The organism is Novosphingobium sp., from assembly GCF_039595395.1.
Classification (GTDB): Bacteria; Pseudomonadota; Alphaproteobacteria; order Sphingomonadales; family Sphingomonadaceae; genus Novosphingobium.
In genome coordinates this window covers 927064-945023 of record NZ_JBCNLP010000001.1, presented here as the reverse complement: position 1 = coordinate 945023, position 17960 = coordinate 927064, and the positions used below count along the sequence as shown (strand labels likewise).

At 66.4% G+C, this 17960-nt stretch carries 17 protein-coding genes; 5 read left to right on the top strand and 12 right to left on the bottom strand.

The window, feature by feature from the left end; genetic code table 11:
- The first annotated feature begins 29 nt into the window (after nucleotides 1-29).
- Nucleotides 30-1166: a mechanosensitive ion channel domain-containing protein gene (locus ABDW49_RS04460; RefSeq protein WP_343610019.1), complete on the top strand. Its 1137-nt coding sequence runs from the start codon at nucleotides 30-32 to the stop codon at nucleotides 1164-1166.
- Here the strand turns inward: ABDW49_RS04460 and ABDW49_RS04455 are convergent, their stop codons facing one another.
- Together ABDW49_RS04455 and ABDW49_RS04450 are read right to left on the bottom strand one after the other, a co-directional pair.
- Nucleotides 1167-1895 carry a hypothetical protein gene (locus ABDW49_RS04455; RefSeq protein WP_343610018.1) on the bottom strand — a complete coding sequence of 243 codons (729 nt, stop codon included), beginning with the start codon at nucleotides 1893-1895 and terminating at the stop codon, nucleotides 1167-1169. It abuts the gene before it with no gap.
- On the bottom strand, nucleotides 1892-2362 hold the full coding sequence (locus ABDW49_RS04450; protein ID WP_343610017.1) for a hypothetical protein: 471 nt from the start codon (nucleotides 2360-2362) through the stop codon (nucleotides 1892-1894). Before ABDW49_RS04450 ends, ABDW49_RS04455 begins: the two co-directional genes overlap by 4 nt.
- Before the next feature lie 176 nt (nucleotides 2363-2538).
- Here ABDW49_RS04450 and ABDW49_RS04445 point away from each other — a divergent pair, with 176 nt between their 5' ends.
- On the top strand, nucleotides 2539-4263 hold the full coding sequence (locus tag ABDW49_RS04445) for a GGDEF domain-containing protein (RefSeq protein WP_343610016.1): 1725 nt from the start codon (nucleotides 2539-2541) through the stop codon (nucleotides 4261-4263).
- Here the strand turns inward: ABDW49_RS04445 and rpiA are convergent, their stop codons facing one another.
- Both rpiA and ABDW49_RS04435 read right to left on the bottom strand, forming a co-directional pair.
- Nucleotides 4264-4977: a ribose-5-phosphate isomerase RpiA gene (gene rpiA, locus ABDW49_RS04440; protein WP_343610015.1), complete on the bottom strand. Its 714-nt coding sequence runs from the start codon at nucleotides 4975-4977 to the stop codon at nucleotides 4264-4266.
- Between the two features lie 230 nt (nucleotides 4978-5207).
- A complete protein-coding gene (locus ABDW49_RS04435; protein ID WP_343610014.1) occupies nucleotides 5208-6008 on the bottom strand; it encodes an SDR family oxidoreductase in 801 nt (266 codons plus the stop codon).
- 70 nt (nucleotides 6009-6078) lie between these two features.
- On the opposite strand from ABDW49_RS04435, the gene ABDW49_RS04430 reads away from it, so the two are divergent.
- The gene (locus ABDW49_RS04430; protein ID WP_343610013.1) at nucleotides 6079-6522 is read left to right on the top strand and encodes a helix-turn-helix domain-containing protein; all 444 of its coding nucleotides are present in this window, start codon (nucleotides 6079-6081) and stop codon (nucleotides 6520-6522) included.
- 3 nt (nucleotides 6523-6525) lie between these two features.
- On the opposite strand, the gene fghA is transcribed toward ABDW49_RS04430, so the two are convergent.
- On the bottom strand, nucleotides 6526-7368 hold the full coding sequence (gene fghA, locus ABDW49_RS04425; protein ID WP_343610011.1) for an S-formylglutathione hydrolase: 843 nt from the start codon (nucleotides 7366-7368) through the stop codon (nucleotides 6526-6528).
- A 294-nt stretch (nucleotides 7369-7662) separates the two neighbouring features.
- Between fghA and ABDW49_RS04420 the strand changes: the two genes are divergently transcribed.
- Together ABDW49_RS04420 and ABDW49_RS04415 are read left to right on the top strand one after the other, a co-directional pair.
- On the top strand, nucleotides 7663-10047 hold the full coding sequence (locus tag ABDW49_RS04420; protein ID WP_343610010.1) for an autotransporter domain-containing protein: 2385 nt from the start codon (nucleotides 7663-7665) through the stop codon (nucleotides 10045-10047).
- Between the two features lie 194 nt (nucleotides 10048-10241).
- Nucleotides 10242-11060 carry a GNAT family N-acyltransferase gene (locus ABDW49_RS04415; protein ID WP_343610009.1) on the top strand — a complete coding sequence of 273 codons (819 nt, stop codon included), beginning with the start codon at nucleotides 10242-10244 and terminating at the stop codon, nucleotides 11058-11060.
- 259 nt (nucleotides 11061-11319) lie between these two features.
- Here ABDW49_RS04415 and ABDW49_RS04410 read toward each other — a convergent pair whose 3' ends face one another.
- The 7 genes from ABDW49_RS04410 to ABDW49_RS04380 all read right to left on the bottom strand — a co-directional run bounded on the left by ABDW49_RS04410 (nucleotide 11320) and on the right by ABDW49_RS04380 (nucleotide 17960).
- Nucleotides 11320-12066 (bottom strand): lysophospholipid acyltransferase family protein, encoded by a 747-nt coding sequence (locus ABDW49_RS04410; RefSeq protein ID WP_343610008.1) that lies wholly within the window; start codon nucleotides 12064-12066, stop codon nucleotides 11320-11322.
- A 76-nt stretch (nucleotides 12067-12142) separates the two neighbouring features.
- A complete protein-coding gene (gene speD / locus ABDW49_RS04405) occupies nucleotides 12143-12520 on the bottom strand; it encodes an adenosylmethionine decarboxylase (protein WP_343610006.1) in 378 nt (125 codons plus the stop codon).
- The gene (locus tag ABDW49_RS04400) at nucleotides 12517-14136 is read right to left on the bottom strand and encodes an NAD(P)-binding protein (RefSeq protein ID WP_343610003.1); all 1620 of its coding nucleotides are present in this window, start codon (nucleotides 14134-14136) and stop codon (nucleotides 12517-12519) included. Before ABDW49_RS04400 ends, speD begins: the two co-directional genes overlap by 4 nt.
- Before the next feature lie 3 nt (nucleotides 14137-14139).
- The gene (locus ABDW49_RS04395) at nucleotides 14140-15717 is read right to left on the bottom strand and encodes a polyamine aminopropyltransferase (RefSeq protein WP_343610002.1); all 1578 of its coding nucleotides are present in this window, start codon (nucleotides 15715-15717) and stop codon (nucleotides 14140-14142) included.
- Nucleotides 15718-15721: 4 nt separating this feature from the next.
- Nucleotides 15722-15907, bottom strand: coding sequence for a hypothetical protein (locus tag ABDW49_RS04390; RefSeq protein ID WP_343610000.1), 186 nt, complete (start codon nucleotides 15905-15907; stop codon nucleotides 15722-15724).
- Nucleotides 15904-17292: a DUF4178 domain-containing protein gene (locus tag ABDW49_RS04385; RefSeq protein ID WP_343609998.1), complete on the bottom strand. Its 1389-nt coding sequence runs from the start codon at nucleotides 17290-17292 to the stop codon at nucleotides 15904-15906. Before ABDW49_RS04385 ends, ABDW49_RS04390 begins: the two co-directional genes overlap by 4 nt.
- Nucleotides 17289-17960 (bottom strand): DUF4178 domain-containing protein, encoded by a 672-nt coding sequence (locus ABDW49_RS04380; protein ID WP_343609996.1) that lies wholly within the window; start codon nucleotides 17958-17960, stop codon nucleotides 17289-17291. Before ABDW49_RS04380 ends, ABDW49_RS04385 begins: the two co-directional genes overlap by 4 nt.

Sequence of the window (17960 nt, the reverse complement as noted above, 5' to 3'; positions counted from 1 at the left end):
CTGCCGCGCCGCAGCATCGTTGAAGGGGCATGATCACCCTGCTCGAACATCTGCTCTCCGGCTTTCCGGACTGGGCGCGTCAGGCCATTGTCGCTCTGGCCGCGGGCACGCTGGGGGCCATCCTCGCCCTGCTGGTCCACAGGCTGGTGTTCCGGGTGATGCATCGCCTGGCCAGCCGCACCAGCAGCCTGTCGGACGATATCGTCGTCAAACATATCCTGCGCCCCACGCGCTGGGCCTTTGTGGCGCTGGGCATCGTGCTGGCCGCACGGCAGGCCCCGGCGCTCAAAGATTTCTGGGACAGCATTTCGGGCTTCGTGATGCCGCTGCTGGTCGGCTGGATCGCCATCGCCATCCTCAACGCGCTGGTCGAGGCGATGACGCTGCATGCCGACATCTCCGTGGAGGACAACCGCAGGGCGCGGCGGCGGCGCACGCGGCTGGCGATCTTCGGGCGCATCCTCACCTTCGTCATCATTTTCATGGTGGTGGCGCTGATGCTGTTCTCGGTGCCGGGCGTGGCCAAGGTGGGGGCCACGCTGATGGCCTCGGCGGGTCTGGCCGCGCTGGCGGTGGGCGCGGCGGCGCAGCCAGCGCTCAAGGCGCTGATCGCGGGCTTCCAGATGGCGCTGACCGAGCCGATCTCGATCGACGATGTGGTGATCCTGGATGGCGAATGGGGGCGGATCGAGGACATTCGCACCACCTATGTCGTGGTCGTGCTGTGGGACCAGCGGCGCCTTGTGGTGCCCACCAACCGCTTTCTGGAGGAGACCTTCCAGAACTGGACCAAGACGACATCGCAACTGCTGGGCACGGTGATGCTCTACCTCGACCATACGGTCGATGTTGCCCGCCTGCGCGAGGAGTATACCAGACAGATCGAGGCGCATCGCCTGTGGGACCGGCGCGCCCAGGTGCTGCAGGTGACCGACTGCCGCGAGATGGTGCTGGAAATCCGCCTGCTGATGAGCGCCAAGGACGGCCCCACCCTGTTCGACCTGCGCTGCGCCCTGCGCGAATCGATGATGGACTTCATCCGCCGCGACATGCCCGAGGCGCTGAGCCGCCGCCGCCAGCAGGCCATCGCGTCGCTCGATGCGCCTGCGGTGACGATCAGCCCGACGCCCGAACTGGTGGAGATGATGGCGCGGCGGCCGGAGTGATCAAGTCAGCACCCGCTCCTGCAGCCACAGGATGGACGGGTAAGCGCAGATCCAGATCCAGAAAAAGCGGTTGAGCCCGAACAGGCAGGCATTGGCCCCATGGAACAGCGCGGCCACCACCAGCCCCGCCACCAATGCCGGGCGCGACAGCACGGTGAGCGGAAAGGCCAGTTCAAAGCCCATCACCGCCCAGCCCATGGTGGTGAGCAAGCGCGGGCGGCTGGCCCACTGCCGGATGTTCTCCCCCACCGGATAGGCGGAAAACAGGAAGACATCGCGCAGCGCCCGGCCCTGTCGCCAGTCCCTGTTCACCACCTTGACCCAGCCCGACATAACGTAGGAGAGCAGCAGTTGCATCCCCAGATAGCCGAAGGCCAGCTCGCGCCAGGCAGGCTCGGGCAGCAGATGGGCCAGGGTGAGGCAGAGCAGGATCAGCAGACTCATGCGATCAGCCCCGCCATTGTAGGGGCCGTTGAAAAAGGGCAGGATCGCCAGATGGTTGACCACCAGCGCCGCCAGCAAAACCGGCGCATGCAGCCCCGGCGTATAGAGAACCGGCAGGGCCCACCCCGCGCTGTCGGCCAGCAGCAGCAGCGACAGGATCAGGCGCGGCGCGAACAGCAGCCTTTCGCGCAGGCGCACAGCGGGGCGCAGATGCTCGAGGCTCTGCTGGATGAAGGCCAGTGCCATCATCGCATCGGTCAGACGCAGGGCGCTTTCCAGCGTCATGGCGTGATCAGGGCCTCCATCGCGCAAGGGGCGGAGAGATAGACCACGACGCTGTCCATCTGCTCCCCCTCACGCCCGACCAGACGCAGGCGGATCTGCAAAAAGGCGTCCGGCGCGGCCAGCCCCCTGCGGTGCAGATCGCGCGCCACGCGCAGCAGCAATTCGCGCTGGCTGTGAAGCGCGGTTTGCGCCGTGGCGGCGTGGATCAAGCGCTCGGCCAGACTGACCAGAAACAGGCTCTCGTTCCACTGCGGGTTCCACAGCAGGCGGCGCAGCATGGTGGCCGGGGTGACGATCTCAGGCCGGGGGCGGAACTCCCGCCACGCCGGATCACCCTCATCGGGGCCCGGTTCGAAAGGCTCCAGCACCACATAATCGACGCGCGGGCTGGCCGTCACCGCATCGAAAAAGCGCCATGACGGCACAAGGGCGGGCAACAGCAGGCGCAAACCGGTCAAAGGAAACATGTTGTGCGATGCCCCCCTGATGATCGCCGCATTTTTGCCGATTATCGCGCCGGCTCCAAGCGATCAACCACAGGATCGTACCGATGCAATCGTTAAATGTGACGCGGACGTAAGGATTTGATGAGGAAAGCCTGCCATGCTCGCCATGGTTAACCCCATCGCTGGTGAAAGTGCAGATGAGACGCTGGTTGCTTGCCCTGATGGCCGTGCTGTCGGCCCTAGGCCTTGGCGCCGCGCCCGTAACGGCCACGTCGCAGGTGCTGGGGCATGATCTGTGCCATGCCGTCACCCCTGCCGATGCGCAAAGCGTCCCCCTTCCCGCCTTCCAGTGCCGGGGCCAGCCCGATAACTACCAGCAGGCCAGCCTGTGGTTGCGGGCTGATCTCACCACGCCGGGCATCGACCGCCATGATCTGACGCTGATGATGCACAATTCGCGCTTCGACCATCTGCGCGTGGGCTTCCTCTACACCGACGGGCAGTTGCACTGGCAGCAGATCGCCACCGGCCGGTTCGGCGCGCATTGGCGCGCGGGCGGCCAGATCGTCTTCAGCGCCCCGCATCGCGATGCTCCGCTGCAGGCTATGGTGCTGCGCTTCGACCGGCTGACCCATTACGAATACCTCCGCCTGCGCCTGCTGGGCGGTGACGAGGCCAGCCAGCAGGCCACCGTGCTGGCAACAGCCGTGGGCGGCGCGCTGCTGCTGCTGTTGCTTGGCGCGCTCTACAATGCCTCGCTGGCTGTGGCGGTGCGGCGTCAGTTCCCGGCGTGGCAGGCTGCCTGGGCCGCCTGCATGGTGGTGTGGGGCCTGTTCTGGTCGCAGCTTGTCCTGCTGGTCACGCCCGAGGTGGCCGGGGCGCCCTCGGCACAGATCTGCACCGCGCTGGCCTGTCTGGCGATCACGCTGGCGACGCAGAGCGCGCTCACCACCCTGTCGCGCGATCATCTGCCCCAACTGCCGCGCCGGATCACCATGGCGCTGGGGCTGGGCGTCGGTTTGATCGGCGTGCCGCTCAGCCTGATGCGCAGCGGGGCGATCGCGCAATGGGCGGTGGTGCTCGACGTACTGACGCTCTCCACCCTGCTGGCGGTGGCGGTCTGCCTGACGCTGGCATGGCGCCGGGGCAGCGGCGAGGCCCGCGCCTTTGCAGGGGCATGGATCGTGCCGATGGCGGCACTGGCCAGCACGCAATTCCTCGATATGGACACGCTGCTGTGGGGCGGCGGGGCGCAGCTTCTGGTGCTGCTGGCGGCGGCCTGGCAGACGCTGTGGCTCTCGGTGGCGGCCACCCACCGCTTCGCCCGCATCAGGCTGGAGCGCGACCGGGCGCGGCAGGCGGCGGCCAGCGCGCAGGATCTGGCGCGGCGCGATCCGCTGACCGCCCTGCGCAACCGCCGCGGCTTTATCGAGAAGGCCGAGGCCATGCTGGACATCTCGCGCCGCGACGGCAGCCCGCTGGCGCTGCTGCTGCTCGATGTCGATAAGTTCAAGGCGATCAACGACACGCATGGGCATGAGGCGGGCGATCAGGTGCTCTGCACGCTGGCGGCGCGACTGGCGCGCTGGGATGGAGCAGTCTGCACCGTGGCGCGTTTCGGCGGCGAGGAATTTGCCGCGATGGTCTCGGGCCTGTCGGGCAATCCGCTGCTGCATTTTGCCGAGAACATGCGCGAGGGGCTGGCGCAATGCGACCATGGCAAGGCGGTGGGAACGGTGACCGTTAGCGTCGGTCTGGCGCAAGCCGAAAGGCCCGAGACCTTTCAGAGCCTCTATCGCCGGGCCGATGAGGCGCTTTATCAGGCCAAGCGGCAGGGCAGGAACCGGGTGATGGTGGCCCATATCGAGCCCCCCACGATGGAATCGCAACTCATCCTGCCCGAAGGTCTGACGGCGGTCTGATTACCGCGCGCGCTCGCGGCGTTCCACGCCCTGCGCGGTGCCCAGAAACAGCGCATCGATCTCCTCGAGAAACAGCCCATGGCCCATCAGGCCGGGGATGGCATCCATATGCCCGGCCAGTTCCGCCCAGTCGACCGGGCCCGCCATATGGCAATCGAGGATGATGTTGTCCTGATCGGTCAGCACCGGGGCGCCCGCCCCATCGAGCCGCAGCACCGCCTTGCAGCCGATCTCGCGCAATTTGCGGGTGACGAAGGCCTGCGCATGCGGCAGCACCTCGGCGGGCACGGGGTGAGTGCCCAGATGCCCGACCGCCTTGCTGTCATCGGCGATGGCGATGCGGCGCGCGGCCATGCCCGCCACGATCTTCTCGCGCAGCATCGCTCCGCCCGCGCCCTTGATGGCGCGGAATTCGGGGTCAATCTCATCCACCCCATCGATGCACAGGTCGATCCGCGCCACTTTCGCGGGCTTGAGCAGCACGATCCCCAGCGCAATGGCCTGAGTCGCCGTCTGGCGCGAGGTGGCCACCGCGCGCACGTCCAGCCCCCGCGCCACCGCCTGCCCCAGCGCTTCAACGGCGAAATGAGCGGTGCTGCCGGTGCCCAGCCCGACCAGCATGCCATCGCGAATTTCGGCCACGGCGGCGATGGCGGCGGCGCGCTTGCGCTCATCGATGGAGGAGGTCGCGATTGCGGGGCTGGGCTGGGTCATCGCTTTCCTTGCCATGGCGAAGAGGACTGTCGGGGCTTGTGCCCGCCTCGCATGATACAGGCGATGGCCTTCCGCTGGAACGCGCGAATTTTCAGCCGAAGCTGTCAGCGACTGCCCCCGGCTCGCTTCCCCGCCCGAACACCCTACGGTGGTATCCTCTGGGTGGTCGGGCGGGGGAGCGGGCCGGTACCGCAAAATCCGGCTTTTCCGCCGGATTTTCAAACCGACTCTCAAGCCTGCGCGGTCTGCCGATAGCGCGGGGCAACCTCGCGGCGCGACAGGCCGGGGCCCATCGCCAGACGGGCCTGCTGCAGCGCCTCCCACTGGCTCTCATCGGCCAGCGGCGGGATGGTCACCACTTCGCCGCGATCCAGACCGACCAGCGCGGCATCGACCAGATCGGCGACCTCCATCACCATCTCGGCGGGGAAAGCGTCGATGTCCTTGCCCGAACGCTCCCATATCTCGGTGCGGGTGGCGCCGGGCAGCACGGCCTGCACATGCACGCCCTTGTCGCTCAACTGCTGGGCCATCGACTGGCTGAGGTTGAGGATATAGGCCTTGGTGCCGCTGTAGACGCCGTCGAACATCTCGGGCGCCAGCGCCAGCACCGAGGCGATGTTGACGATCGCGCCCTTGCCGCGCGCGGCGAAAGCCTTGCCCGCCACGGATGCCAGACGGGTCGGGGCGGTGATGTTGAGGGTGATGATCCGCTCAAGCTGGGGCGCATCATTGTCGAGGATGCCGCCGTTGAGCGACATGCCCGCATTGTTGACCAGCAGGGTGATGTCATTGCCGCCCAGCCGCTGCTCGACCGCCGCCAGATCGTCCTGCGCGGTCAGGTCGGCGCGCAGCACCTCGACGGTGACACCATGCTCCGCGCGCAACTCGCCGGCCAGCGCCTGCAGGCGGGCCTCGTCGCGGGCGACCAGCACCAGATCGTGGCCGCGCGCCGCCAGACGGCGGGCATAGGTGGCGCCAATCCCTGTGGAAGCGCCGGTAATCAGGGCTGTGCCGAAAATCTTGCTCATGATCGTTCTCCTGTCGGACCCGATGCCCGAGTCACTTGCAAAATGATAGTAACGTCACTATCGTTCTGCAATGGACAACGAGAAATTTTCGCAAGGCCCCTGCCCCGTCGGTCGCGCGCTGACCCGGGTGGGTGATGCCTGGAGCATGATGATCCTGCGCGATGCGGGGCTTAGCATCACACGGTTCGACCAGTTTCGCGCCAGTCTGGGGATCGCGCCCAACATCCTGACGCGCCGTCTGGCCGCGATGGTGGAGCACGGCCTGCTGGAAAAGCGCCGCTATTGCGAGCAGCCCCCGCGCGACGAATATGTGCTGACCGCCAAGGGCCGCGACTTCCTGCCGATCCTGCTGGCCATCGGCGCCTGGGGCCGCAAGCATTGCGAGGCCCCCGCCACCAGCAGCATGATCGACACGGACACGCAAAAGCCGGTCGAACCGCTGGTGATCGACCGGCTTTCAGGGCGCCCGCTGGCGGAGATGTCGCTGAAGCTGGTGCCTCCGCCCGCAGAGTGACGATCAGTCAGCTTTCAGCCGGGCCGCATGCCAGTCGATATGGTCGTCCATAAAGCTGGAGATGAAGTAGTAGGAATGGTCGTAACCGGGCTGCATGCGGATGGTGGCCGGGATCCCCGCCGCCGCGCAGGCCTGTTCCAGCAGATGGGTCTTGAGCTGGCTTTCGAGAAAATTGTCCGCCTCGCCCTGATCGACCAGCAGGGCGGGCAGGCGCGCGCCATCCTCGATCAGCGCCACCGCGTCATAGGGGCGCCATGCGGCGCGATCCGGGCCCAGATAGGCGGTCAGCGCCTTGTCACCCCAGGGACACTGCAAAGGCGCGACGATCGGCGCAAAGGCGCTAACGCTGCGGAAGGTTTCGGGATTGCGCAGGCCGATGGTCAGCGCACCATGGCCGCCCATCGAATGGCCGGTGATGCCTTGCCGCGAGAGATCCACGGGGAAGTTCTCGGCCAGAATCGCGGGCAGTTCCTGCTCGATATAGGCGCGCATGCGGAAGTGCGGGGCCCATGGCGCCTGCGTGGCATCGACATAGAAGCCCGCGCCCTGCCCCAAATCATAGGCCTCATCATCCGCCACCCCTTCGCCGCGCGGAGACGTATCGGGCGCGACGAAGATGATGCCATGGCGCGCGCAGGCCCGGCGATACTCGCCCTTCTCCGTGACATTGGCATGGGTGCAGGTCAGCCCCGAGAGATACCACAGCACCGGCAGCCTCTCGCCGGGCTTATGCTCCGGAACGAAAACGGAAAAACGCATCGTGGTGCCCGTTTCCCGAGAAGCATGCTGCCACACGCCCTGCTCGCCGCCGAAGGCCTTGTTCAGACTCACCTGCTCCAGCGTCATCGCTCCATCCGCCTTTCATCATGGGTTCACCCGGCAGCCCATAGGCCAAAGCCGCGAGAGGGGCCAGCTTGCCCGGCAACCCTGCCCAACCCATCGCAAACAGCGCGCTTTTCCCCAAGGGGCGCGGCCTGACGCGGTTTTTGCCATTGCCTTTATGCGCCTTTCAGTGCAGCGGATGGCGCCATATGTTCATTCACTCGGGGTTCACGCTCCGGGCGCCACTCGGCGGGATGCCGGGATGGCGACACAATAAGACAAGGGACACGACGGGCAATGGTAAGGTCCACCTCTCGCATGCGCGCGGCTCGCCGCGTTGCCGCGACCACGATCACGTCTACGGCGCTTCTGCTGCCCGCCGCCGCATGGGCACAATGCTCGGCCAGCGGTTCGAACGTGACCTGCTCGGGCACGTCCACGTCCTACACCTATACCGGCACCACGGCTGCCAACATCACCGTGAATTCGGGCGCCACCGTCACCGCGCCGATCACCGCCACGGTTTCGGGTTCGACCCTGACCAACGCCGGCACCATCAGCAACACCGCTGCCGCCGGCGGCGTGGTGCTGGGTGACAGCGCCAGCGTCACCAACAATGGCACGATCACCTCGACGGGCACCACCAGCGGCGCCACGGCGATCACGGTCGGCGCGAACAGCACCGTGACCAACAACGGCACGCTGACCGCCACCTCGGGAACGCCCGCCGTGAACTTCACCGGCGTGAACGGCACCTTCATCAACAATGCTGCTTCGGCGGCGGCGATCACCGGGACGATCCAGTTCGGCACGAATTCGGGCACCAACACCGCCAATTTCACCAACAACAACACCACCTACGGCATCACCGGTTCGGTCACCGCCTCGGGTAACATCACCGCCAACAACAACGGCATCTTCACCGGCAACTTCCAGCAGTCGGCCGTTGCCAACACCGCGGTCACCTTCACCAACGGCACCGCCGGCACCTTCGCGGGCATCATCAACACCGGCAACGTCACCCAGTTGACGAACAACGGCACGATGAGCCTCTATGGCACCACGGGTCTCGCCAGCGCGCTCGGCACGCTGCAGGATGGTGTTTCGACGCTGACCAACAATGGCGCGCTCTACATCGGCACCCAGGCCGCACCGACGCAGGTGACCGTCAACGGCAATGTCGTGCTCAACAGCGGCAGCACGCTGAACATCGCCATCGCCTCGGCCGGGGCCTCGCTGCCCGTCGCCGGCACCAGCTACAGCCAGCTCTATGCCTCCAACGCCAGCGGCGCGCTGGCCAATGGCGGCAACATCACGCTGGGCGGCACGCTCAACGTCAATGTCGCGGCGGGCTTCTACTCCAGCGGCTCCAAGTACAATCTGCTGGTGGCCGACAAGGCCATCACCGGCAGCTTCTCGACGGTGAACGCCACCACCACGGTGACCACCAGCACCACCGACAGCTCGGGCGTGACCACCACGACCACCTCGTCGAACCCGCTGGCCTTCGTGACCTTCACCACCGGCAGCGTCGTGACCGTGGGCACCCAGCAGGCCTATCAGGTCGTCGCCAATCACCTCAACTATTCCGACGTGATGAAGGCTGCGGGCGCCACGGCCAACCAGTACGCCGTCGCCAAGGGCCTGGACCCGATGATCACGACCGCCACCAATGCGGTCAACAGCTCGACCTCGGATCCGTCGATCAGCCTGCTCTCGATGGTGGACGTGATGGACACCACCCAGGCCAAGGTGTTCTTCGACACCGTGTCGCCTGAGGGCTACTATGGCTATGCCACCGCGCTGCGCGATCAGGCCAACTCCTTCGCGCGCACCGTCGATCTGCGCATGAACGACCAGAACTCCAACCATCCCGAAGATGGCTGGTGGCTGACCGCTCAGGGCCAGTTCCAGGTGGGCGGCATCGCCGACACCTCGAAGGGCTTCAAGACCAAGGACAATCTGTTCGGCTTTGCCGCCGGTTACGATCTGTCGGGCCCCAACCATGTGATCGGTCTGGCCTTCAACGCCAGCTTCGATTCGCTCAAGTTCGGCGCCAACAATCTGACGGGCACCAACCGCGATCTGGGTCTGGCGCTCTATGCCGCCCAGAACTTCGGCAAGCTGCGCCTGTCGGGTCAGCTCGCCTATAACTACGGCCATCTGAGCGCGACCCATATCGCGACCATCGGCTCCTATTCGACGACCGCCAATGCCCGCGCCAACGAGGGTCTGTTCAAGGCCACCGCCAATCTGGGCTACAACATCGAGGCTGGCGGCTACAAGCTGACGCCCTTCGTCGGCATCGACTTCAACAAGGGCCAGGTGAACAGCTTCACCGAGCAGAACGCGGGCGCCGCCGACCTCACCGTGGGCAAGATCAAGGCCGACCGCACCGACGCGCTGGCCGGCGTCAACCTGACGCGCAACAAGGGCATCATGCGCCCCTATGCGCGCTTCGCCTATCGCCACAAGGTGGGCGGCGGTGACAACAATGTCATCAACGCCTATTTCGACAGCGATCCCAACACCGCCTTCCAGGTCACCGCCCTGCCCACCGGCAAGAGCGAATATGACGCCAACGTCGGCGTCAACTGGGTGTTCGACGACGCCGGCGCCCTGTTCGTCGGCTATCAGGGCACGCTGCGCGAGAATGGTTACAGCGCGCACGGCATCAATCTGGGCATCCGCCTGGAGTTCTGATCCCGCGAAAACAGCGCCTTCCAAGGCAAACGAGGGGGCGGTGCCGCAAGGCGCCGCCCCTTTCGCGTCAACTGCTGTCATCGGCGCGTCACGCCCCTGTCGCTTTGCGGGGCGGGGCTGTCACACAGGCTTCACGCGATGGACGCTGCCCTGTCACATCGCCCTGCTATCCCATGCGGATCAGGAGGAGCCCGATGGCCGAACCGCAGACTTCGCTTCAGTCCGCACCCAATACCCGTGGCACCCGCCGCCTGACCGTTCGGTTGGCCCGCGACGCACAGGATCTGGCCGCCGTGCAGCGCCTGCGCTGGCAGGTGTTCTTCGCCGAAATGGGCGCCGCCCAAATCCTGTGCTCCGAGCATGACGCCCCCACCCCCGGCCTCGACAGCGACGCCTATGATGCCGTCTGCGACCACCTGCTGGTGATCGACGAGGGCGCGCCCGAGGACATTCAGGTCGTGGGCACCTATCGCCTGCTGCGCGAGAGCGTGGCACGCGGCGCGGGCGGCTTCTACTCGGCGGGCGAGTTCGACCTCTCCCCTCTCATCGCCAGCGCCCAGCCGGGCCGCGAGCTGCTCGAACTGGGCCGCTCCTGCGTGCTGCCCGCCTATCGCACCAGCGCGACGATCCAGCTGCTGTGGCGCGGCATCGCCGATTACATCGGCCAGCATTCGATCGGCGCGCTGTTCGGTTGCGCCTCCTTCCCCGGTATCGACCCCGATGCCCATGCCGAGGCGCTGTCGTGCCTCGCCCACCATCACCTGGCCCCGGTCGAATGCCGCCCGGTGGTGAAGGATGGCGTCGCGCTGGAGCGCCTGCCGCGCGGCAGCTATGACGAGCGTCGCGCGCTGTTCCTGCTGCCGCCGCTGGTGAAGGGCTATATGCGGGTGGGCGCTCAGTTCGGTGATGGCGCCTACATCGATCATGCCTTCAACACGGTGGATGTCTGCGTGCTGATGCCTGTGGAGGCCATCGCCGGGCGGTATGCCAGCCGGTTCAGCGTGGCGGCTTGAAGGTTTGGAAGGGTTGATGCGAGGGGGTTACCCCCTCGTGCTCCCATTTTTTGTCAGCCTTGGCGCTTCGGGTTCGGCCACGGGGCGAGTTCGCCGCGCCGCAGGCTTTCAACCGCATAGCGCATTCAATGAAATAGCTGCCTGCGGCGCCTTTAGGCAGCGCAGATGGAGAGGTTAGGCGCACCATTACGGCACCCCTGCCCTTGCGTCGGAAGACGTTATGGGAGCGCGAGGGTGTAACACCCTCGCATTTCCTTTCTTACTGACTGCTCTCTACCAACCTACCTTCAATCACCTCGAAACAGGCTCGCGTCAAAGCCTTGCGCTCCCCGGCAGGGATGGGTTCATCGAACCACAGCCGCGCCACCAGCCCATCCCCTCGGGCCAGAGCCAGCGCGTGGGGCGCCAGTTCATCGTCCCCGATCCAGCACACCTCGCGCCGCTCCGAGGCGTCCAGCGACGAACCATCGCGCCGGAAATAACGCAAGGTCACCGGCTGCACGGGCGTACCGGGCGGGATCAGCGCAAAGAGGCTGGAGCGGAAGGGCAGGCAACGGTCGCCCTCGCCGGTGGTCCCCTCGGGGAAGAGGATCATGCTGCGGCCGTCCCCCAGCTTTTCCGCCAGCGCGCCGGCCTGCTCGCCGACCTTGCCGCGCGCCTCGCGCGAGACGAAGAGGCAGCCATAGGCGGCGGTGAGGCGCCCGATCACCGGCCAGCCCGCGACATCATCCTTCGCGACAAAACCAGCGTTCACCGCGAGGCCGAACACGGGGATGTCGCTCCATGAGACGTGGTTGGCGACGATCAGCGCGCCGGGCACAGGCTTGCCGTGCACCTCGATGCTGATGTTGAAGCCCCACAGCAGCCAGCGCCAGGCCAGCAGCGCGGGCCACCGCAGGACGCGCGTGCCAACCGGCAGCAGCAGCCATGGCGAGGCGATGACAAGCAACCCCGTCAGCCCCAGCGCGGCGCGCGCCAGCTTCAATCGATCCTTCAATGCTGCCACCGGCCTCTCATCACCCCATCGAACCGCCGCCCAAGCAGCATCAGCATGACATGCGTATGACAGCCGCGATCAGTGATCAACCTGAGGTCTTCCCGCGTGCGCCCAGCCGGGGGATGGCCTGGGCATGGGCGGAGCGCATGTTCAACCCGGCCTCGATCTCGCGCAGGGCGGCCCAGGCGTCGGCGCCCTCGCCGCAGACGAAGATGTCGATGGCGGCCACGCCTTCCTCGGGCCAGCTGTGGATCGAGATATGCGATTCCGCCAGCAGGGCCACGCCGGTCACGCCCTGCTCCGGCCCGAAATGGTGGAGCTTGACGCCGATCACATGCACCTTCGCCGCCTCTGCCGCCGCGCGCAGCACGCGCTCGATCAGGGCCGGGTCGGAGAGGGCCGCGTGGGCGCCGCCGTCCAGATCGGCGATCAGATGGATGCCTCTGGCAGGATGCTCGGTCACAGCAGGCTCTCGTAAGGCGTATCGAGGAAGGACAGCGCGGCCTCGGCGGCGACCACGCCGCGATAATGCGCTTCCTCGAACAGCGACAGGCCCGACAGGTCCGAATGGGCGTGGAACACCGGGCCGGACAACGCCTCTCCCGCCAGCCTTGCGGGGTTGGTGAGGAAGCCGGGCGTGGGGCGGATCATGGCATGGCCCCAGCGCCAGACGTCGATGCTCTGGATCGCGCCCTCCAGATCGGGGTTCATGGCGAGCAGGTCGGCGGCGATCAGCCTTTGCCATTCCCCCAGCGGGCGGGTGAGCATCATGCGGCGCTGGTCTTCCGGCTTGCCCTGCGACAGCGCCGTGTACCATGTCAGCACCGTGGGGCCATCGGCGCCCGAGGCGGTCTGATGCGTGGCCACCACATAGCCCAGATGGTCCGAGGCGGCGGACACATTGTCCCACGCCAGCGGCACGCCCTCCCCCTCGGGACGGCGCGCGGTGGTGATGTTGGCCACCACCCATGGGGCATAGGTCAGGCCCTGCGCGCCGATCCCCGCCACCAGATGGCGCGCCACGAACTGCGGCATGGCCAGCACCAAGGCATCGGCGTGGTAACGACGCAGGGCTTTCGCGCGATGATCATAGGCCAGCGCAAGCACGCCGCCGCCCTCCTGAGGCGCGGCATGAACGAGGCTCTGGCCGCTGCGGATATGCGGGGCGATGCGTTTGGCCATCTCATGCGAGAGGCGGGTGTTGCCCTCGGGCCAGACCAGTTCGCGCTCGCCGACGCCGCGCGCGGCCCAGCCCCGGCGGCAGGCGAAATAGCGGATGCCCGCCCAGGCCGAAACATGCTCCAGCTCGGCGCCGTAATCGTCGCGGCAGCAGTAGCGGATATAGGCCCTCAAAGGCCCGCTGGTGAAATGCTGCTGGTCCAGCCATGCGGCGAAATGGGTCTTGTCCAGCGCGGTATAGGCCTCGTCCTGGTTGGAAAGCGCCATGGGGCTGGCGAAGGCCGGGCGACCGTCCTTGCCTGTCGCCTTGGAGAACGCCGCCATCGCCGCGCTGAAACGGTCGCGCTGGGCGGTATCGTCGACGGAGAGGCCGGTGGTGGGATAGAGGCCCTCCTGCCACGCGCCCTGCCAGAACAGGCGTTCTTCCAGATCGGCGCAGATCTGATAGGGGTCGTAGACGGGGGCGCCGCCTTCCTCACCGATGATCATGCCGAATTGCTTCAGCATATGGATCAGCGCCTTGGCCTCGCGGTTGGGGATCGGCAGGTAATGCGCGCCCCATGGAAAGGCGCTGACCTTGTTCGCCCCGCCGCGCGCATTGCCGCCGATGTCATCTTCCAGTTCCAGCAGGGTGAAGCTGTTAAAACCGGCCTCGGCCAGACGCCAGCCGGTCGCCAGCCCCGCCACGCCACCACCCGCGATCAGCACGCCGACATGCTCTTCCGGGCCGGTTTCCGCCATGGCTCGCGCCGGATCAAGATCACGCAGCGCATGCCCGCGATCAAAATCCGCGCCCAGAAGCTTGCCCGGCCATCTGCCTTCGCTTTCGCCAGAGCATCCGGCAAGGCTGGCTGCCAATCCCCCGGCCAATACGCCGCGACGCCCAACCTCGATGGTCATCCTTCAACCTTCATAATGCGACCATTCTTCCGAGAAGCTGCGCACCAGAGCCTGATTGTCCAGCCGGTTCACCGGCGTCGCGCGGCGGGCCATATCGGGAGGAAAATCGAACATCAGCCTTTCGGCGGCGGGGGTCAGGAACTTGAGGCCCGCAGGCAGCACCGCCGCGCTGGCGACCCGCGCCGGATCATGCGCCGCCAACGTATAGCCCCACTCGCCAAAGCTGGGGACGTAAACATGATAGCCGCGCGCGGACAGGCCCGAGGCCTCCAGCGTGCTGGCCACCGTCCAGTAGGAGCGCGGCGCCACCAGCGGGCTGGTCGACTGCACCACCATCACCCCATCGGGGGCCAGCAGGCGCGACACCTCGCGATAGAAGCTTTCGGTGTAGAGCTTGCCCAGCGAATATTCGGTGGGATCGGGAAAATCCACGATCACCGCATCGTAAGGCCCGCGCGCCTGCCTCACCCAGCGGAAGGCATCGGCATTGGTCACGGTGAGGCGCGGGTTGGTCAGCGATCCCTGATTGAGCGCCACCAGTTGCGGCGTGCGGCGGAACATGCGGGTCATCTCGGGATCGAGATCGACCAGATCGATATGTTCGACCGCCTTGTCCTTCAGCACCTCGCGCGCGGCAAGGCCGTCGCCGCCGCCAAGGATCAGCACATGGCGTGGCGTGGCGACACGGCCCAGCACCGGCCAGACCAGCGCCTCATGATAGCGATATTCGTCGCGCGAGGAGAATTGCAGATTGCCGTTGAGGTAGAGCCGCAACTCGCCCCCGCGCCGCGTCAGCACGATGCGCTGATAGGGGGTGGAGCGGGCATGGATCACCCCCTCGCCATAATAGGCGACCTCGGAATAGCGCTGGATGCGCTCGGCCACGAACAGGCCGACGATCAGGCTGATCGCCACCAAAGCGGAAGCCAGCAGATCGCCCGCCACGCGCCGCTGTTCGCGCAGCACCAGCAGCAGAGCGATGGCCACCGCCACATTGGCAAGGCCGAAGACCATCCCCGTGCGGATCATCCCCAGATGCGGCACCAGAAACAGCGGAAAGGCCAGCGAGGCAATCAGCGCGCCGACATAATCATAGGTCAGCACATTCGAGACCAGCTCTCGAAAGGCGAAACGCCCGCGCAAAATGCGGATCAGCAGCGGAATTTCCAGCCCCACCAGCAGGCCGATCAACAGCACCAACGCATAGAGCAACAGCCGGAAATCATCCGCCAGCGGATAGGCGAGGAACAGCCCCGCCGCGCTCCACCCGCCCAGCATGGCGATCATCACCTCGACACGGATAAAGGCGCCCAATTCGTCGCCGCGCACAAAGCGCGACAGGTAACTGCCCACCCCCATGGCGAAGAGATAGGTGCCGATCACCGTCGAGAACTGGGTCACGCTGTCGCCCAGCAGATAGCTGGCCAGCGTGCTCGCCAGCAATTCGTAGATCAGCCCGCAGGTCGCCACCACCAGCACGGACAGCAGCAGGATCGCGGCATGGGTGCGCGACCAGCCCTCGGCAGGAGCAGCATCGCCGCTCGCATCGGCAGGCGGCACATCATCGAAAATATCGCTCATGGGGTCACTTGTGCATCGGGCCGTACCAGTGGCCGCCATAGTAACCACCATGGCTGCCCCCACCATGCGGACCGCTGCGCGCCCCGCCATCGTCGTCACCATAGGGCGACCAGCCCGTCCAGGCCGCCGCGCCGGAGCCCAGCACCAGCAACGCGCACCACAGGAAGAACAGGATCATGCGCTTGCTCATCGCCGCCCTCCCCCGCTGACGCGATAGATCAGGATGACGCAAGGCACGCCCATGATCAGCACGGCAAAGGTCCAGAACAGCGGCCAGTCCATCCCGCCATCCTCGACAAGAAAGGTCAGAGCCTCGGTCCGGAGCGGCGGCTTTTCCACCAGCCCCCAAGGATTGGTGGCATCCGTCGTGGGCAGCCCTGCGGCGATCTGCGCATCATGGACCAGAGATGCCGTGGTGGGGGCATTGGGATCATGCCAGCTATGCCCCTGCCCCTCGATCAGCAGATTGTAGCTGCCGCGCGGCACATCATAGAGATGAAGCGTGGCATCGTGATCGCCGCTGGTCCAATTGCCATCCGAATCCGATCCGTTGTAATTCTCCAGCGTGGCGACGGCGGGAATGGCCTGATGGGTGACGCGGTTGACCAGCGTCAGCTTCACATCCACCCATTCATTGCTCAGCGCGGGCCCATCCAGATGGACCGTCAGCATCTGTTTGGCGCGGCCAACCTCGACCGGGCCAAATTCACCATGTGTGGCGGCACCGTCGACCACCACCTGCATCGAGCCCTTCATGCCGGCGCGATCGCCCGAAAGGCTGGCCATCACCACCAGCATGACGACCAGCGCCGCCAGCCCCCAGCCGACCATCCGCCGCACATCGCCGTCGGCTGAGAAAGGCCGGTCCGACCAGCCGCCGCGGGCCGTTTGCGGACCAGCGGCAGGTTTTTCGGGCTTGCCCTTGGGGCCGGGCTTATCCTGGGGCCCGAACGCCCCGCCAACCTTGCGCCGGTCGAGCGGGACCATCTGGGTCCACTGGGTTTCATCGGCGTTCCATTCGCAGGAGAGCTGCTCACGCCCGCGCGCGAAGGTGGCGGCATCGACCTGATCGCCCGCCCGCACCCGCCAGTAGAACTCGCCCAGCACCCGCCGCGTGGCGATGCGATAGGGCTCATCCTCCAGCTCATAGAGATTGCCGCGCCAGCGCACCGCCTCGCCCGAGAGGGTTTCGGGGCGGTCGGTCAGCATGGTGCCGAACTGCCATTCGCCCTCGCTCAGCACCAGCCAGCGGTAACCGGCATAGGGGTTGAAGAGCAGATATTCCTGCCAGGCGCCGTCGATGCTGGAGCGTTCCAGCCAGCCGATCGCCTCCCACTCGACGCCGAACAGGCTGCCGCGCGTGCCCAGCGGGATGTCGAGCTGCGCCACCGCCTGATGGTATTCGGCGATGACGCGCACATCGTCATTGGCGACATCGAGCACCGTGCCGCAATAGAGGCAGGCGACCGACACCGTATAACCCGCCGCCTTGATGCCGATGCTGCCCCCGCAGGAGGGGCAGGTGATGGCGCGTGCCGACTGGCTTGCGGCCTGCTGTTTTTGCGGGTCGGTCACCGTAGGGCCTCCGGCAGGGTCCAGCCCTCGATCCGGCGCAGACCCTTGGGTTTGAGCACGCTCAAGTCGATATAGGCCCCGGCATAGGCCGAGACGCCATCGGGATCGCGCTGCACCGACAACGCCGCGCCCGAGGGCTCACGAAAGTCGATGCTGTCGATGGCGAGGCCGATGGGGGTGGCGAAAGGCAGGTCACCCTCGCTGCCAAGGCAGGTGGCGCGTTTCACATCGGCGGCGGTGAAGATCCGCCCGTCCAGATCGATTGTCGCGCCCAGCGGCAAGGCACCGCCTTGGGCAAACTCACGCAGCAGCGGGTGATCGAGCAGATTGGCGCGCTCGGTCAGATATTGGAACTGCCCCATCGCCTCACCCAGCCAGGCATAGCCGCCATTGGGCAGCGCCAGCAGCCATTCGTTCCACGCGCCATCGCCCCAGCCCCAGCGCACCCGCCCGGCCACGGTGAAGGGCGCGCCATCGGGCGCCGTGCCGCGCATGCCCAGTTCGATGGGCGAAACGTCAAAGGGCAGACTGGCCGCCTCGCCGATGCGCGTGGCGGTATCGCCTTCGCGCCTGATCACGCTCTGGCAATGGCCGCAGACGGCATAGGGCATGGCGGCGCTGCGCAGCGGCACCGGGGCACCGCATTGCGGGCAGAGAAGCTCGGACAT

Coding starts and splice junctions, on each gene's coding strand:
- ABDW49_RS04460 (WP_343610019.1), top strand. CDS start 30: ATGATCACCCTGCTCGAACATCTGCTCTCCGGCTTTCCGGACTGGGCG.
- ABDW49_RS04455 (WP_343610018.1), bottom strand. CDS start 1,895: ATGACGCTGGAAAGCGCCCTGCGTCTGACCGATGCGATGATGGCACTG.
- ABDW49_RS04450 (WP_343610017.1), bottom strand. CDS start 2,362: ATGTTTCCTTTGACCGGTTTGCGCCTGCTGTTGCCCGCCCTTGTGCCG.
- ABDW49_RS04445 (WP_343610016.1), top strand. CDS start 2,539: ATGAGACGCTGGTTGCTTGCCCTGATGGCCGTGCTGTCGGCCCTAGGC.
- rpiA (WP_343610015.1), bottom strand. CDS start 4,977: ATGACCCAGCCCAGCCCCGCAATCGCGACCTCCTCCATCGATGAGCGC.
- ABDW49_RS04435 (WP_343610014.1), bottom strand. CDS start 6,008: ATGAGCAAGATTTTCGGCACAGCCCTGATTACCGGCGCTTCCACAGGG.
- ABDW49_RS04430 (WP_343610013.1), top strand. CDS start 6,079: ATGGACAACGAGAAATTTTCGCAAGGCCCCTGCCCCGTCGGTCGCGCG.
- fghA (WP_343610011.1), bottom strand. CDS start 7,368: ATGACGCTGGAGCAGGTGAGTCTGAACAAGGCCTTCGGCGGCGAGCAG.
- ABDW49_RS04420 (WP_343610010.1), top strand. CDS start 7,663: ATGCGCGCGGCTCGCCGCGTTGCCGCGACCACGATCACGTCTACGGCG.
- ABDW49_RS04415 (WP_343610009.1), top strand. CDS start 10,242: ATGGCCGAACCGCAGACTTCGCTTCAGTCCGCACCCAATACCCGTGGC.
- ABDW49_RS04400 (WP_343610003.1), bottom strand. CDS start 14,136: ATGACCATCGAGGTTGGGCGTCGCGGCGTATTGGCCGGGGGATTGGCA.
- ABDW49_RS04395 (WP_343610002.1), bottom strand. CDS start 15,717: ATGAGCGATATTTTCGATGATGTGCCGCCTGCCGATGCGAGCGGCGAT.
- ABDW49_RS04390 (WP_343610000.1), bottom strand. CDS start 15,907: ATGAGCAAGCGCATGATCCTGTTCTTCCTGTGGTGCGCGTTGCTGGTG.
- ABDW49_RS04380 (WP_343609996.1), bottom strand. CDS start 17,960: ATGTCCGAGCTTCTCTGCCCGCAATGCGGTGCCCCGGTGCCGCTGCGC.